Raw genomic sequence first — 15,833 nt, 5'->3', positions numbered from 1 at the left:
GATGCTGCATAAAGGAGGTTCGCGATGCATAAGGACGATAAAGCCCGTAACGCTGTCGAACATACGGAAAAACCTATTCCTGCCGGAACGAAGTCTGGCAACACCGGCCAAGCGGCTGATAATCTTCCAGCCGGGCCGCATTCCAAGGAACATTTGATCGACCGGGAAAAAACGCCCGGCAGCGGAACCCTGCCGGGGGAACAAGATGGGCCAAATGTCGATGCCGGAACCGGTTGATGCCAGCTTTCCAGAAACGCCAAAAGGCTGACCTCGAATGAGGAATGAAGTCGAACCATTTTCGAAATGAACAGGCACCGCGCCGCGTCCAGTGGCGCGGTGTTTTACCTGCCGCGTATGGTCGCAACGGGCATCGCCAGTTCGAGCTTGCCAGCCTTTTCGAAGGTTAGCGTCACCGGTACAGTCTGGTCCGCCTTGAAGGGCATTTGCACACCCATGAACATCAGATGGTAACCGCCCGGCTCCATTTTCAATGTGGCACCTGGGGCAATGGCAAAACCATCTGGTATTTTTCGCATTTTCATGATCGTGCCTTGCATGACCATTTCATGCAATTCCACCCGCATGGCACGCGGGGATGAGATTGCGATCAGCTTGTCTTCCACCGAGCCGGTATTGTTGATCGTCACGAAACCACCGCCAACCGGCTGGCCAGGGATCATCGCCTTTAAGTAGCCATCGCTGATTTTAAGGGACCCGAGCGTCGCGGTAATAGCCTGCGCTGGTGCGGCCATATCGCCCTTTGCCGCCATGGCGGTATGATCCATTTCTTCTGCCGCAACCCCGCTGGCGGCAAGCATGATGACAATGGCTGAAGCTAAAAATGTCTTGGTCATTATTGTCTTCCTCTCTCCCGAGTCCCCGGCGGTAATTTCCGTTGCGCCGAAAAGCAAGTTTCCTGGAACCTGAGCGAATTGACGGGGGAAAGCAAGAGGTCTCCGCGCCCGGCGCCCTTTCCGCAGGCTGTATAATAACATTGCTTTATCACTGTCATTGAACGCCCATTTGCCCTGGATCAAACAGCACTGCGCTGCGACAATAATTTGGCTGAGAACGACCGATGGCACTTGCCAAGAGCCCTCCACTCCGGATAATTGCGCCATCACCTTGTCGGGAGAATCCGGTTTAATCCGGTGCCGAAGGAGCAACCGCCCCGGAAACTCTCAGGCAAACGGACCACAAGGTGTTAACTGCACTCTGGAGAGAGGCTTGTTGACGAATAAACAAGCCGCGCCGAAGGGATAACAATCTCAGGCAACCGGACAGAGGGGGCTCATGAACCGGCACAACCGTGTCTGAATTTGAGCCTATGCGCCGCGCGCATGACAGTGGAGACGCCTCTTGGACGACCATCTCGCCCTTAAACGCACCCCCCTTTATGATCTTCACCTGTCGCTTGGTGCCCGCATGGTGGGTTTTGCTGGCTATGACATGCCAGTGCAATATCCCGCCGGTGTCTTGAAAGAACATCTGCACACCCGCGCCAGCGCCGGGCTGTTTGATGTGTCCCATATGGGCCAAGTTCTGCTCAAGCCAAAATCCGGCAAGGTGGAAGATGCGGCGCTTGCGCTGGAAACGCTGGTTCCGGTGGATATTCTGGCCCTCAAAGAAGGCCGCCAGCGCTATGGCTTTTTCACCAATGCAGACGGTGGCATTCTGGATGATCTGATGATCACCAATCGCGGCGATCATCTGTTTGTGGTGGTCAATGCGGCCTGTAAAGATGCCGATATTGCCCATATGCGGGCGCATCTTGCGGATGCCTGCACCATTGAGGTTCTGGAAGACCGCGCCCTGCTGGCGCTGCAAGGCCCCCGTGCCGAGGCGGTGTTGGGCGAGTTTTGGGCTGGTGTATCCGGCATGAAATTCATGGATGTGCGCGAAATTCCGCTTTTGGATACGCTCTGTATCGTTTCCCGCTCCGGCTATTCGGGTGAAGACGGTTTTGAAATCTCCGTGGCTGCCGATAAAGCCGAAGCGCTTGCCAAAGTGCTGCTGGATCATCCGGATTGTCAGCCGATTGGCCTTGGTGCTCGCGACTCCTTGCGGCTGGAAGCTGGCCTTTGCCTCTACGGCAACGACATTGATACCACCACAAGCCCGGTGGAAGGCGCGATTGAATGGGGCATTCAAAAGGCCCGCCGTGCTGGCGGCGACCGCGAAGGTGGGTTTCCGGGATCAGAGCGCATTCTGGCGGAATTGGCAAACGGCCCTGCCCGCCGCCGCGTTGGCCTGAAGCCCGAAGGCAAAGCCCCTGTGCGTGGCCATTCCAAGCTGTTTGCCGATGCAGAGGGCAGGGTTGAGGTTGGCGAAGTGACTTCCGGCGGCTTTGGCCCCACGGTCGAAGGGCCTGTTGCCATGGGCTATGTGCGCGCAGACCAAGCCAGCGTTGGCACCCAGCTTTTTGCAGAAGTGCGCGGCAAATATCTGCCTGTAACTGTTGCCACCCTGCCTTTCATTTCACCCACCTACAAACGCTAAATCTCCGGAGAGACCCATGTTGAAATTCACCTCTGAACATGAATGGCTGCAAATTGAAGGCGATATCGCCACGGTTGGCATTACCGCCCACGCTGCCGAACAGCTTGGCGATCTGGTGTTTGTAGAATTGCCAGAAGTGGGAAGCACGTTTGCAAAAGACGGACAGGCTGCGACGGTTGAAAGCGTCAAGGCAGCTTCCGATGTTTATTGTCCGCTGGATGGCGAAGTCACCGAGATCAATCAGGCAATTGTTGATGATCCATCGCTGGTCAATTCCGATCCGCGCGGCGCTGGCTGGTTCTTCAAGCTGAAGCTTGCCAATCCTGCTGATGCCGAAGGCCTCCTGAACGAAGCCGCTTACAACGAGTTGATCGCATGACCACGCCCACAGAATTCCAATTTACCGATTACCAGCCCTACGATTTTGCCAATCGCCGCCACATCGGCCCCTCTCCGGCTGAAATGGACGAGATGCTGAAGGTCGTGGGCTATAACAGCCTTGATGGGCTGATTGCTGCCACCGTTCCCGCTTCTATTCGCCAATCCGCACCGCTGGTGTGGGGCAAGGCGATGAGCGAGCGCGAAGCGCTGGACAAGCTGCGCGAAACTGCCAACAAGAACAAGGCTTTAACCTCACTGATCGGTCAGGGCTATTATGGCACCATCACGCCGCCCGTGATCCAGCGCAACATTCTGGAAAACCCGGCGTGGTACACCGCCTATACGCCTTACCAGCCGGAAATTTCGCAAGGCCGTTTGGAAGCGCTGCTCAACTTCCAGACCATGATCTGCGATCTGACCGGGCTGGACGTGGCCAACGCCTCGCTGCTGGATGAGGCAACGGCGGCGGCTGAAGCCATGGCCATGGCGGAGCGCGTGGCAAAATCCAAGGCCAAGGCCTTCTTTGTCGATGCCAATTGCCATCCGCAAACCATTGCCGTGATCCAGACCCGCGCCGAGCCTTTGGGCTGGGGGGTCGTGGTCGGCAATCCCTTCACCGATCTCAACCCCGGCGAAGTGTTTGGCGCGCTGTTTCAATATCCCGGCACGCACGGCCATGTCAGCGATTTTACCCCGCTGATCAACGCCCTGCACAATGCCCAGGCCATTGCCGCTATGGCCGCTGATCCGCTGGCGCTGCTGCTGCTGAAATCGCCGGGTGAAATGGGTGCCGATATTGCCATTGGCTCCAGCCAGCGCTTTGGCGTGCCCGTGGGTTATGGTGGCCCGCACGCGGCCTATATGGCGGTGAAGGATGCCATCAAGCGCTCCATGCCGGGCCGTCTCGTCGGCGTATCGGTGGATTCGCGCGGCAACCGCGCCTATCGCCTGTCGCTCCAGACTCGCGAGCAGCATATCCGCCGCGAAAAGGCTACCTCCAACATCTGCACCGCGCAGGTGTTGCTGGCGGTGATGGCCTCGATGTATGCGGTGTTCCATGGTCCGCAAGGCTTGAAGGCCATTGCCCAGCAGGTGCATCAAAAAACCGTGCTGCTGGCCAAGGGCTTGGAAAAGCTTGGCTTCACCATTGAGCCAGACACCTTCTTCGACACCATCACGCTGGAAGTTGGCCACATGCAAGGCCTTATCCTGCGGGCGGCTGTGGCCGAGGGTGTAAACTTGCGCAAGGTCGGCACGACAAAAATCGGCATCTCGCTGGATGAGCGCACCCGCCCTGCCACGCTGGAAGCGGTTTGGCGCGCCTTTGGCGGCAATTTCGCGGTGGGGGATTTCACCCCGGATTATCGCCTGCCGAAAAATCTGCTGCGCACCAGCCAGTACCTGACCCACCCGATCTTCCACATGAACCGCGCGGAAAGCGAAATGACACGCTACATCCGCCGCCTGTCGGATCGGGATCTGGCGCTGGACCGGGCGATGATTCCGCTTGGCTCCTGCACCATGAAGCTGAACGCTACAGCCGAAATGCTGCCGATCACCTGGCCGGAATTTTCCGACATCCACCCCTTTGCCCCAACCGATCAGGCCTTGGGTTATAAGGAAATGATCGACGATCTCTCGGAAAAGCTCTGCGCCGTCACGGGCTATGATGCCATTTCGATGCAGCCAAACTCCGGCGCGCAGGGCGAATATGCGGGTCTTTTGACCATCCGCAACTATCACCTTGCCAAGGGCGATACGCACCGCACCGTCTGCCTCATTCCAACCTCGGCCCATGGCACCAACCCGGCATCTGCCCAGATGGCAGGCATGCTGGTGGTTCCGGTAAAGGCGCTGGACAATGGCGATGTGGATCTGACTGATTTCCGCGCCAAGGCAGAACAGCACTCCGCAAACCTGTCTTGCTGCATGATCACCTACCCCTCCACCCACGGCGTGTTTGAAGAAACCGTGCGGGAAATCTGCGAGATCACCCACGCCCACGGCGGGCAGGTCTATCTCGATGGTGCCAATATGAACGCCATGGTCGGCATTTCCCGCCCCGGTGATATTGGCTCGGATGTTTCCCACCTCAACCTGCACAAAACCTTCTGCATTCCGCACGGCGGTGGTGGTCCGGGCATGGGGCCGATTGGCGTCAAAGCCCATCTGACCCCTTACCTGCCCGGCCATGTGGAAACCGATGGTCGCCCCGGTGCTGTTTCAGCCGCCCCTTACGGCTCACCCTCGATTCTGCCCATCAGCTGGTCCTACTGCCTGATGATGGGTGGCGAGGGCTTAACGCAGGCCACGAAGGTTGCCATCCTCAACGCCAACTACATCGCTGCCCGCCTCAACGGGGCCTATGATGTGCTCTACACCTCGGCTTCTGGCCGGGTGGCGCACGAGTGCATCATCGACACCCGCCCGCTGGCCGACAGCGCTGGCGTAACAGTCGATGACGTTGCCAAACGCCTGATTGACTGCGGCTTCCACGCCCCGACCATGAGCTGGCCGGTGGCTGGCACGCTGATGATCGAGCCAACGGAATCGGAAACCAAAGCCGAACTGGACCGCTTCTGCACCGCCATGCTGGCAATCCGCGAGGAAGCCCGCGCCATTGAAGATGGCCGGATGGACAAGACCAACAACCCGTTGAAAAACGCACCGCACACGGTGGAAGATCTGGTTGGCGAATGGGACCGTCCTTACAGCCGCGATCAGGCCTGCTACCCACCGGGCGCATTCCGGGTGGACAAATACTGGTCTTCCGTCAACCGCGTGGACAATGTCTACGGCGACCGCAATCTGGTCTGCACCTGCCCGCCGATGAGCGAGTATGCAGAAGCGGCCGAGTAAGGCGTGACATAGCTTAACGACCCTGCCGCCCACACTCGCGGGCGGCAGGAACCATGCTTTATGCAGCCAGAGTTTACCGCCCAAAAATGCGATTTTTGGTTGTTTTCGAACTGATTTTCACCAGATTCGAATTCACCCGTTCGGTTCGAGATTTAAAAATAAGCTGTTATGCCTACCAATTATGTTATAGTAAGCGCTTCGTATCATCGACCATCCGCCTGCCGGCGTCTCTATGTGTAAGCGACAGAATAGGAAGATCCATTGACCCGTTTTCTCACCAGCCTTGCCCTTGCCTCTGCCCTGATCCTCTCTGCCACCCAGGGCTTTGCCCAGGCACCGAACAGCGACCGATGCGTCAACGGCGGCATGGGCAATTGTCAATCGAAGCCTGGCAAACCTGCACAGAAGAAAGCCAACACCCACGAGCGCATGCATCAAAACAAGCTGCCTTCCCAAAAGACAACAAAGCAGCATCGCGGCAAATCCGTAGACCCGATGACAACCTGCGCCATGGGTTCAAAGTCCCCTTGCAAGCCACAGCGGCCTTAATGAAATAGGCGAGGATGACGTGGTCACCCTCGCCTATTTTCTGCCGATCGACGGACTGTAAACCATCAGGCTAAGAATTTCGAACAGCACCTGGGCGCCCGCCTGCGCAGTATTGGTCGTCGCGTCATATTGCGGCGCGACTTCAACCACATCGCCCCCAACAAGGTTGACGCCTTTCACACCGCGCAGCAATTCCAGCACCTCGCGCGTGGTCAGTCCGCCAATCTCTGGCGTGCCGGTGCCCGGCGCAAAGGCCGGATCGAGACTGTCGATATCAAAGGACAGATAGGTCGGGCCATCCCCGACCACCTGCAAAGCCTTGGCGATCACGGCTGGAATGCCAAGCGCTGAAATCTCCTCGGCATGAATAACCGTCATGCCGCTTTCATAGCTGAATTCCCAAAGATATTCCGCCGGTCCGCGAATGCCGATCTGTACCGTGCGCGTCGGGTCTAATACGCCGTCCAGCACCGCATTGCGAAATGGACCGCCATGGTGAAACTTGGTCTGATCGAACATTCCGCTGGTGTCGCAATGCGCATCAATATGGATAAGCCCGACCGGACGATCTTTGCCGACCGCCTTCAGGATCGGATGCGTAATTGAGTGATCGCCGCCGACGCTGAGCGGCGCCACTCCTTGTGCCACCATCTGACTGATACGTTTTTCAATATCGACATGGCTCTGTTCCAGCCGATAGCGACTGGCAAACGGCACATCACCGACATCCGCCACCTTCAACTCATGCACAGGCGCGCAATCCAGCACATGATTATATGGCCCGATCCGCTCGATGGTGCGTAAGGCCCGCGGCCCGAAGCGGGAACCAGGGCGGTTGGTGACGCCAAGGTCCATCGGCACACCGATAATCCCCACATCCAGACCGCCGAAATCCGGATTGTCCGCTTCGACCTGCCGATAGGGCGCAGATAGAAAGGTCGGAATGCCGGAATAAGGAGCAAGCCTTGTCCCCTTGCTGTCAAAGATCTTTTCAGCCACCCGCTTGAAGCGGGGATCAAACACTTCCCCGCCGCTTTCGCCACCATATTTACGTCGCAGCGCGTCAAGCTTTTCATTGTCGAAGGCCATAACCGTCACCTTTTCCAGACAGGGTTCAACCCGCCAACGTAAATGTCCTCAGCCGATCCGGCAATGTCGCGATGGTCGGGCAATCGACATTGGCAAAGGCAAGCCGTAGATAACCCTCCTGCCCCGACCCGAAAAATCCGCCGGGAACCGCCAGAATGCCCGCTCGCCGCGCCAATTGCTGCGCGACCTCCGTGGATGTGGCCTGTCCGAACGGATGGCGTGCAAAGGCGAAATAAGCGCCGATCGATGCCAAATGCCATTGCGGCACAAGGTCGAAGGCCTGGCGCAGCGCCACGGTACGCCGGGCGATCTCGGCGGCATTCTCCGCCCGCCAGCCATCCAGAACCGGTAGCGCCTTGGCAAGCGCGATCTGGGCAGCGCGCGGCGCGCAGATCTGCAAATTATCCATGATCTTGGCTATTTGCTGTACCACAGGTCCACCAGCGCAAATCGCCGCCAGGCGGTGACCGGGAATGGCGAAGGATTTCGAAAAACTGTAAATCTGGATCAGACCCTCCGCCCAGTCCGGCTGCAAAAACAGGTTATGCGGCCTGCCGAAATCAGGATCGAGAAAATCGCGGTAGGTTTCATCGACAATCAGCCAGACGCCATGAGCGCGGCAGAGCCGGTAGAGATCGGCGAGCAGTTCCTTCGGATAGACCGCTCCAGTCGGATTGTTGGGCGTCACCAGCGCCAGCGCCTTGATGCCGCTTTTCACCACCTGTTCGGCGTGGTCTAGATCCGGCAGGAAACCGTTGTCGCTGTCGCAGGGCAAGGCGACCGTTTCGATGCCCAGCATGGCGAGCGTTGTATCATGGTTGAAATAGAAGGGATCGGTCAGTGCGATCCGCTCGCCCGCCCCCGCCAGCGCCATGGCAGCACAGATGAAGGCCTGGTTGGCACCAGCGGTAATATGAATCTGCTCCGGCGTGAAACCTGCACCGTAAAGCGCGGCCAGATGCGTGCAATAAGCCTGCCGGAGCACCAGTTCCCCCTCGATTGCGCCATAACCGCAGGCCTCGGCAGACCCCGCGGCCTGTGCCAGCCAGGCCAACAGATCGGCATGTGGCGGATGACCGGGTGCGGCCTGCGACAGGTCGATCAACGGTCCCGCCGCTCCATCATAAGCGCGCCCCCAACCGAAAACCGAGGGAATGGGCGGCGTCGCAAGCCCGGCGACACGCGGATTGAAGGTGGCAAGAGACATCGGAAGATCCATATTGGCGGGAGAAACATCAAATATATAGGCTGTCGTGACCGGCTGGCGCAATCACTGCACTAATCGGGCACGGATAATCTTCCACAGTGGCAACGAAAACCGTCATCTCCTCAAGATATCAATCCAATAGCACCATTTCCGGATTCGTTGCATGAACCGCCCGATCCTCTCGTGGGTGTTTCTCGTGCAGTAGGCACCCCTCAAAGACCCACTTTTTTAAGGGGATTTTTTGTGTGCAGTGCAATGCGGGATAACCAAACAGTTAGAATGCTCTGCTATCATTGTCGTCATTGGCATATGAAATTGCGTTGAGAGACAAGCCAGGCAACGGCCAAGGCAGGCCGGTAGCAAACAGGAAGAACGGATATGTACCAGTATGATCTCGTGGTAATCGGCAGCGGTCCCGCAGGACGCCGGGCTGCCATTCAGGCCGCCAAGCTTTCCAAGAAGGTCCTGGTCATCGAGCGCGGCGGTCATGTCGGCGGGGTCTCCGTCCATACCGGCACCATCCCTTCCAAAACGCTGCGTGAAACAGCTCTCAACCTGACCGGCTGGCGCGAGCGCGGATTTTATGGCCGTTCCTACCGCGTTAAGCAGGAAATCAGCGCCGATGACCTTCGCCGCCGCCTGCTGATCACACTCGACCATGAAGTCGATGTGCTGGAACATCAGTTTTCCCGCAACCGTGTACACCAATTGCGTGGTCACGCGGTCTTCATTGATGCTCATACGCTTGAAGTCACCAAAGAAGATGGCGAAGTGCAACGGGTCAGCGCCAATGCAATCCTGCTGGCAGTCGGCACCCGCCCACACCGGCCTGCGCATATCGCCTTCGATGGTGTCAGCATTCTCGACAGCGACGATATCGTTCACATCAAGGACGTGCCTCGTTCCATGGTGGTGATCGGCGCGGGCGTTATCGGCATCGAATATGCGACGATCTTCAGCGCCCTAGATACCCAGGTGACCGTGGTAGAGCCGCGCGACACCATGCTGGATTTCATCGACAAGGAAATCGTCGAGGACTTTTCCTACCAGCTCCGTGACCGCAACATGAAGCTGATCTTCGGACAATCGGCGGAAAAGGTCGAAAAGGAAGATGGCAAATGTCATGTGACGCTGAAGAATGGCCGGGTGCTGAATTCCGAAATGGTGCTGTTTGCCGCAGGCCGCGTCGGCGCTACCGATACGCTGAACCTTGCAGCGTGCGGGCTGGAGGCTGATAACCGTGGCCGGTTGAAGGTCAATCCTGAAACCTTCCAGACCGATGTTCCCAACATCTATGCGGCTGGAGACGTGGTCGGCTTTCCGAGTCTGGCCTCCACATCGATGGAACAAGGCCGCATTGCCGCCCGCCATGCGGTTGGCGCGCCCTCCGGCGAACCGCCGCAATATTTCCCCTATGGAATTTACGCTGTGCCGGAAATTTCCACCTGTGGGCTAACCGAGGAAGAGGTCAAACAGCGCGCCATTCCCTATGAATGCGGCATTGCCCATTTCCGCGAGACCTCACGCGGCCATATCATGGGCCTCGATAGCGGCATGTTGAAAATGATCTTCTCGCTGAAAACCCGCCGCCTGCTCGGCGTCCATATCGTTGGCGAAGGCGCAACCGAACTGGTCCATATCGGCCAGGCCGTGCTGAACCTGAAAGGAACGGTGGAATATTTCGTCGAAAACACCTTCAATTACCCAACGCTGGCCGAAGCCTACAAGATCGCCGGACTGGACGCCTGGAACCGGATGGGAGAACTGAAGGTCGAAAAAACCGTGAAAAATGAGGCGCAATAAGGGGCAGAAAGCTGGCATTCGCCAGAGCTAAACCGCTGCGCACTTTTGCAGGAATAGTCTAGAAAACCAGGCTGGCGCCATCGGGCGGGATATAAAGTCTTGCCCTGACCTCTGGCGCTTGCCGTTGAGCAGCGGCGGCGAGATCGGCGCGACTGACGGTGGCGTGGTCGACGGCGTCGAGATGGGTTGCGATGACCATGGCCTGCGGCGCCAGCTGCAAGACCTCCATCACCATGGCGGCATCCATTACCAGCGGTCCACAGCCGTTCCATTCCGCACCGCAGGCGTGAACGACGATCACATCCGGTCGGTGATCGACAAGCACCTGGCGCACCGCATCGCACAGAATGGTATCGCCAGCCCAGTAAAGCACCGGCTCACCGGCAGCCCGCAGCAGGAAGCCGCTGACGTCTCCCATATCCGCCAGCACCTCAGGCGGCCCATGCTGGCCATCTGTCGTTTCCAAATGAACGTCGCCAAGCTGTGTGGCACTTTCAAGCCCCATCACCCGCGAAAAGCCCAGGGTACGGATCGCCGCCACATCACGCGGGTGGCAGAACAACGAGATGTCGTGTGGCAACAGACGTTTGGCAACATCGTCGAAATGATCGGAGTGAAGATGCGAAACCAGCACCGCATCAATGCCGTGAAGCACCTGCTCGACCGGGATTGGCAGATCGACCAGTGGCGAGGTCAAGCCCCCGCGATAGCTTCGTCCCTGCCCCTTCGCCGCCAGCCAAGGGTCGATCAGCAGCGTTTGCCCGGCCATCTTTAATCGCAGCGTGGAACTGCGGATCAATTCTATCTGCATGCCGCTCTCCCAACCGTTCGGATGTTTCAACAGCCTTCTATCAAAGACAATTGATTCTCTGGAAGCACCGGTCCTGCCGGGCGTCACCCGCCTTTCAGAAAGACCGTCATCACCATAAAAAAACCGCCCCGAAGGGCGGTTTTATCATTTCCGAAGTCGCAGAAGGATCGCTTATTCAGCGTCGCCTTCGTCAGCAGCCTTCTTCTTCGCAGCAGCCTTTTTCTTCGGAGCGGCTTCTTCGCCTTCAGCGGAAGCGTCTTCAGCCTTGGCAGCCTTCTTCTTGGCCGACTTCTTGGCAGGCTTGGTGTCGTCGCCGTCTTCGTCCTCGGCCAGCAGTTCTTCCTTGGTCACGGTCTTGTCCGTAACATTGACCTCGGAAATCAGCTTGTCCATGACCTTTTCTTCAAAGATCGGAGCGCGCAGCGAGGCAGAAGCGCCGGGCGTGTTGCGGAAGAAGTCGATGATCTGCTTTTCCTGGCCCGGGAACTGCTGCAACTGGGCGTAAAGCGCGCGCTGCATTTCTTCCTCGGTCACATCGATAGCGGCCTTTTCACCGATTTCGGAAAGAACCAGGCCGAGACGAACGCGACGTTCAGCCAGGGCGCGGTATTCTTCGCGAGCGGCGTCTTCCGTGGTCTCTTCATCTTCGAAGGTCTTGCCGGACTGTTGCAGATCGGTGTTGATCTGGCGCCAGATATTGTCGAACTCGGCATCGACCAGACGCGAAGGCGCCTCGAACTTGTACATCTCGTCCAGCTGATCAAGGATCTGACGCTTGATCTTCTGGCGCGTGACATTGCCGTACTGGCTTTCGATCTGGCCGCGGACGATTTCCTTCAGCTTGTCGACCGATTCCAGGCCGAGCTTGGTGGCCAGCTCGTCATTGATCTCGGTTTCAGCGGGAGCCGCAACTTCCTTGACGGTGATGTCGAAGGTGGCGTCCTTGCCAGCCAGGTTTGCAGCCGGATATTCGGTCGGGAAGGTCACGTTGATGACCTTTTCGTCACCAGCCTTTAGGCCAACCAACTGCTCTTCAAAGCCGGGAATGAAGCGGTTGGAGCCGATGACCAGCTCTGCGTCTTCGTCCTTGCCGCCGTCGAAGGGAACGCCATCGACCTTGCCCAGGTAATCCATGGTGACGCGGTCGCCATCAGCAGCCGCACCGTCCTTGGTGGCGAAGGTCCGCGCGCTTTCGGCGATCTTCATGATCTGCTCGTTGACTTCGTCTTCCGACACTTCAACGACTTCGCGAACGATCTTGATGCCGTCAACCGGCTTCAATTCGATAGCGGGAATGACTTCATAGGCAAGCGTGAATTCGAAATCGGCCTGCGCATTGAGGATCTTGTCGGCTTCTGCCTCGTCCTCGGTCATCGCCACTTCCGGCTGGGTCGCGGACTTTTCGCCACGTTCAGACAGGATAGCGGAGGGACGGTCGCGAACGATTTCGTTGACCAGTTCGGCCATGACCGACTTGCCATACATCTTCTTCAGGTGACCTGCCGGTACCTTGCCCGGACGGAAACCGTTGATGCGAACCTTGTCCTTGACGTCGGCAAGGCGCTCATTCATCTGCGCTTCCATGTCAGCGGCCGGAATGATGACCTTGAGTTCGCGCTTCAGCCCTTCAGCGAGCGTTTCGATAACCTGCATGTTCTAACCTTCGTGTCGTGGCAGCCATGCTCGGACAGCCATGTGTTTCGTTGGCGCCCGTGCCCGGACAGCCGGTTCTTATCGTCTGGGCTGCGAGGCAGCCGGTGGTTCTCCACAGTGCCGTGCGTTTGATAAAAACGCACATGGAACGCTGTAATACTTTAAGTTCGCTGGATAATCCCTTGAACCAATACCGGTTCAAGGGATTATCCAGCCAGCACTCCTCCGCTGATCCAGAGGCGGCTGTGTGGCAAACATTCAGCATTTTGCCAGGCAAAGCAGCTCTATAGGCCACGCGTGCAGGCCTCATCACATAGACCATAACATACAAACAATGGGCCGGAATGCACGCATTCCCGCCCTCTGCCTTGCTGCCTTACGTTCTGGTGCGGGTAGAGAGACTTGAACTCCCACGCCTTGCGGCACCAGAACCTAAATCTGGCGTGTCTACCAATTTCACCATACCCGCGATCCATCAGAACGTCATGCACTTTGCATGACCCCGCCGGAGCGCGGTCTCTATAACACCCGTTTTTCAACACGCAAAGGAAAAATGACAGTGACATGTCTTCACCGGAAAATCGTAGCCCGCGCAGGCGTCGGTCAAAAATCCGGTTCTCGGTAAACCGGCTGGCCCGCAACGAACAATTGCCGGATCTGCGCCCGCCCCGCAGAAGACACTCGTATGGCGATTGAGACCGCACCTTGATTGCGCTGTGCCTCGATACCGCCACCCTCGCCTTCGGGAACATAGAATCGCTCGATCCCGTAATGCACGATCAAACTGTCTCCGGGCGCCAGAGGCGACGGAAAGGACAGTGGCTCGCTTAACAGCACCACGCTTCCGGGCCTTGGCAACAGATCGGCGACCGATGCCTCTTCGACCGTGGCAAAGCCATCGGCCTGCGGCACAACGCGCACATGCAGGCGAACATCCTGCCGGCGCAATGGACGAGGACCGACGATCTTCTCTTCAGGAATGCGGGAAATCGAATAATTCAGCACGACATAATCGCCGCGCAGCAGATCGCGCGGATCGACGGCCTCAGTCCGCAACAGGACTTCCTGGCCGTTGCGCAAAATATTGGCCCGCTCACCAATCTGGTAGCCAATCGCCGCCGTTTGCAGGGCAGCCAGAAGAATCGCAGCGGAAGCCAGACGAAAAATATGATTGCGCTGCATCATCACCGCTCCCGTCCTTCAACCATCATCGGACGCTTGCGCGTGCCCAGCAGCTTTTCCATCTGGCTGACGCCGAGGGCCAGCAAAGCGACAATCACACCGGCGATCAGGAAAAAGCCCGATGTGCCCAGCAAAGAATCGATCGTTGTAAAGGACAGATAGAGGATCTCGCCTGCGAAAATCAGATAGGCCAACGCCCTCACCACGCCATCGTGACGGCCGCGAAGCGTAAGGGCAGCAATGGAGGTGGCGACTGCCGTAACGGCCACCAGGGCCAGCGGAAAGCCGTGATCATAGTCTATATTGAGGATGAAAAGGCCCATTGCCGCCATCAGCAAGGCATGAAAACCGGCAATCTGCACGGACATATGTCGGGCAAACTGCGGCAGAGCCGACGCCGCAAATGCGGCAATACCGAAAGCCACATAGGCCATGGCAAGGCCGGGCTGCATGATTTCGGCATAGATCCAGCCCAGCCAGCCAAGAATCAGCAGACCAGAAATATGCTGAACCCGGATGTTTCCGGTGAAAAGCGCCAGCCCGGCAACGAGCACAGCCAGCAGCGGCGGCGTCCACACCGTTTCCGGCATCCAGGAAAAATTGAACTGATCAAGGGTTGCTGCCGCCAAGCCCAGCCCCAGGACACCAACGAAAGCCGCCATCGCGCCGGAGCGAAACAGCAGGCAGGACAGGCTCGCCATGCCGATCCACAGATAAACCAGATCGAGAAGGTCGCCCGACAGGTGATACAGCTGGCCAACCAGCGACAGCGCCGCGCCGAAACTGGCCGCTCCCAGCACCAGAAGAGCATGGCCCGACGCCTGCCGCCCTTGAGCGAGGCAGAAGGCCGCGCCGCCGTGAAAGCCCCAGATCAGCAGAATCAGAGCAGAAACCTTCACCAGACGCGGAATGGCCTGCCAATTAGCCGCCACAAGCAGCAGAATGGCAGCAGAGACCAGCACCGCCGACAACATGAGCAACACGCCGCCGATATTGAAATTACCCGCCCGGCCATCGTGATCCTCGATCATCGCCTCGGCGGCCTGTTTACTGATCAGGCCCATACCGGTCCAGCGATCAAGATCTTTCTTCAGTTTCGCCCGATACATCATAGCTCCGTCCGTCGCGGCAGTCCTCTATAGCATCAAGCGGAAAAACGTAATCAGCACGATGCTATAGGCTTTTGTTTTCGCACCGTATTGCCCGAAAACCGGTTTCCACTTTTCGGTACGATGCTCTATATAGGCGCCTTTTCACCAATGTCGAAAACCCGTTTTCAGTGCCGCAGCAGCGAGAACATCAGATCGACAATGGGCCGTTCGACGAGCCACAGTTAATTTATGCATCAAACGCATAGCTCTCATGATAATATCGCACTGCACAAAACCCGTAAAAACGGTAGGATGAATACCAACAGCAGACGAGAACATCAGTGTTTACGGATGCAGACAGCGCAAGCTGAAAACAAGTTTCGGTGCAGCATACTCCTCCTCCCAATGCGCGCCGAACGGGCTGACAACCCTCCTCCTCCCAGTTGTCGCCCATTTCAAATGACGCCCACCGGATCTCCTCCCCCGGTGGGCGTTATTGTGTTCAGCCTCTTCTTCTCCATGGCTCATGAACGACTAAAACCGCTCCAACGCAAAATTTCACCCGCCAGAGCGCGTTGAGCCGAATTTGCTCGAGAAATAGACACTTCTTAACAAATCATTGAGATGCCATGCATTCACGGCATAGGTGCTCCGCTGGAATGACACTTCATAATTTATGCCGCAGCGCATATATTCACCTCAACACATG

General features: G+C 57.6%; 13 protein-coding genes, 1 tRNA gene and 1 riboswitch. Of the genes, 6 read left to right on the top strand and 8 right to left on the bottom strand.

The window, feature by feature from the left end; translation table 11 throughout:
• The first annotated feature begins 24 nt into the window (after window positions 1–24).
• On the top strand, window positions 25–237 hold the full coding sequence (locus tag V6582_RS18975; RefSeq protein ID WP_156630662.1) for a hypothetical protein: 213 nt from the start codon (window positions 25–27) through the stop codon (window positions 235–237).
• Window positions 238–341: 104 nt separating this feature from the next.
• Here the strand turns inward: V6582_RS18975 and V6582_RS18970 are convergent, their stop codons facing one another.
• Window positions 342–854, bottom strand: a complete 513-nt coding sequence (locus V6582_RS18970; RefSeq protein WP_197434285.1) for a copper chaperone PCu(A)C — start codon at window positions 852–854, stop codon at window positions 342–344.
• A gap of 265 nt (window positions 855–1,119) precedes the next feature.
• Window positions 1,120–1,206, top strand: a riboswitch (glycine riboswitch).
• A 153-nt stretch (window positions 1,207–1,359) separates the two neighbouring features.
• On the opposite strand from V6582_RS18970, the gene gcvT reads away from it, so the two are divergent.
• The 4 genes from gcvT to V6582_RS18950 all read left to right on the top strand — a co-directional run bounded on the left by gcvT (window position 1,360) and on the right by V6582_RS18950 (window position 6,288).
• A complete protein-coding gene (gene gcvT / locus V6582_RS18965; protein WP_156630660.1) occupies window positions 1,360–2,499 on the top strand; it encodes a glycine cleavage system aminomethyltransferase GcvT in 1,140 nt (379 codons plus the stop codon).
• Window positions 2,500–2,515: 16 nt separating this feature from the next.
• Window positions 2,516–2,878 (top strand): glycine cleavage system protein GcvH, encoded by a 363-nt coding sequence (gcvH, locus tag V6582_RS18960; RefSeq protein ID WP_156630659.1) that lies wholly within the window; start codon window positions 2,516–2,518, stop codon window positions 2,876–2,878.
• The gene (gcvP, locus tag V6582_RS18955; protein WP_156630658.1) at window positions 2,875–5,739 is read left to right on the top strand and encodes an aminomethyl-transferring glycine dehydrogenase; all 2,865 of its coding nucleotides are present in this window, start codon (window positions 2,875–2,877) and stop codon (window positions 5,737–5,739) included. The genes gcvH and gcvP overlap by 4 nt, the downstream gene beginning before the upstream one ends.
• Before the next feature lie 261 nt (window positions 5,740–6,000).
• Window positions 6,001–6,288, top strand: a complete 288-nt coding sequence (locus V6582_RS18950) for a hypothetical protein (protein ID WP_156630657.1) — start codon at window positions 6,001–6,003, stop codon at window positions 6,286–6,288.
• Window positions 6,289–6,321: 33 nt separating this feature from the next.
• Here V6582_RS18950 and speB read toward each other — a convergent pair whose 3' ends face one another.
• Window positions 6,322–7,377, bottom strand: a complete 1,056-nt coding sequence (gene speB / locus V6582_RS18945) for an agmatinase (protein WP_156630656.1) — start codon at window positions 7,375–7,377, stop codon at window positions 6,322–6,324.
• A gap of 25 nt (window positions 7,378–7,402) precedes the next feature.
• Window positions 7,403–8,584 (bottom strand): aminotransferase, encoded by a 1,182-nt coding sequence (locus tag V6582_RS18940; RefSeq protein WP_156630655.1) that lies wholly within the window; start codon window positions 8,582–8,584, stop codon window positions 7,403–7,405.
• Window positions 8,585–8,962: 378 nt separating this feature from the next.
• On the opposite strand from V6582_RS18940, the gene sthA reads away from it, so the two are divergent.
• Window positions 8,963–10,387: a Si-specific NAD(P)(+) transhydrogenase gene (gene sthA / locus V6582_RS18935; RefSeq protein WP_156630654.1), complete on the top strand. Its 1,425-nt coding sequence runs from the start codon at window positions 8,963–8,965 to the stop codon at window positions 10,385–10,387.
• Between the two features lie 58 nt (window positions 10,388–10,445).
• On the opposite strand, the gene V6582_RS18930 is transcribed toward sthA, so the two are convergent.
• The 5 genes from V6582_RS18930 to V6582_RS18910 all read right to left on the bottom strand — a co-directional run bounded on the left by V6582_RS18930 (window position 10,446) and on the right by V6582_RS18910 (window position 15,142).
• The gene (locus tag V6582_RS18930) at window positions 10,446–11,198 is read right to left on the bottom strand and encodes an MBL fold metallo-hydrolase (RefSeq protein WP_156630653.1); all 753 of its coding nucleotides are present in this window, start codon (window positions 11,196–11,198) and stop codon (window positions 10,446–10,448) included.
• Between the two features lie 171 nt (window positions 11,199–11,369).
• Entirely contained in the window at window positions 11,370–12,851 is a 1,482-nt protein-coding gene (gene tig, locus V6582_RS18925) for a trigger factor (RefSeq protein WP_070150637.1), read from the bottom strand.
• A 384-nt stretch (window positions 12,852–13,235) separates the two neighbouring features.
• Window positions 13,236–13,320, bottom strand: a tRNA-Leu gene (locus V6582_RS18920).
• A 134-nt stretch (window positions 13,321–13,454) separates the two neighbouring features.
• Window positions 13,455–14,036, bottom strand: a complete 582-nt coding sequence (locus tag V6582_RS18915; RefSeq protein ID WP_156630652.1) for a GDYXXLXY domain-containing protein — start codon at window positions 14,034–14,036, stop codon at window positions 13,455–13,457.
• Complete coding sequence (locus V6582_RS18910; protein ID WP_349508898.1) at window positions 14,036–15,142, bottom strand: DUF2157 domain-containing protein; 1,107 nt, start codon at window positions 15,140–15,142, stop codon at window positions 14,036–14,038. The genes V6582_RS18915 and V6582_RS18910 overlap by 1 nt, the downstream gene beginning before the upstream one ends.
• Window positions 15,143–15,833: the final 691 nt, after the last annotated feature.

It is taken from the genome of Agrobacterium vitis, assembly GCF_037039395.1.
In the GTDB taxonomy this organism is placed as follows: domain Bacteria; phylum Pseudomonadota; class Alphaproteobacteria; order Rhizobiales; family Rhizobiaceae; genus Allorhizobium; species Allorhizobium vitis_E.
This window is presented reverse-complemented; position numbering and strand designations above follow the sequence as displayed.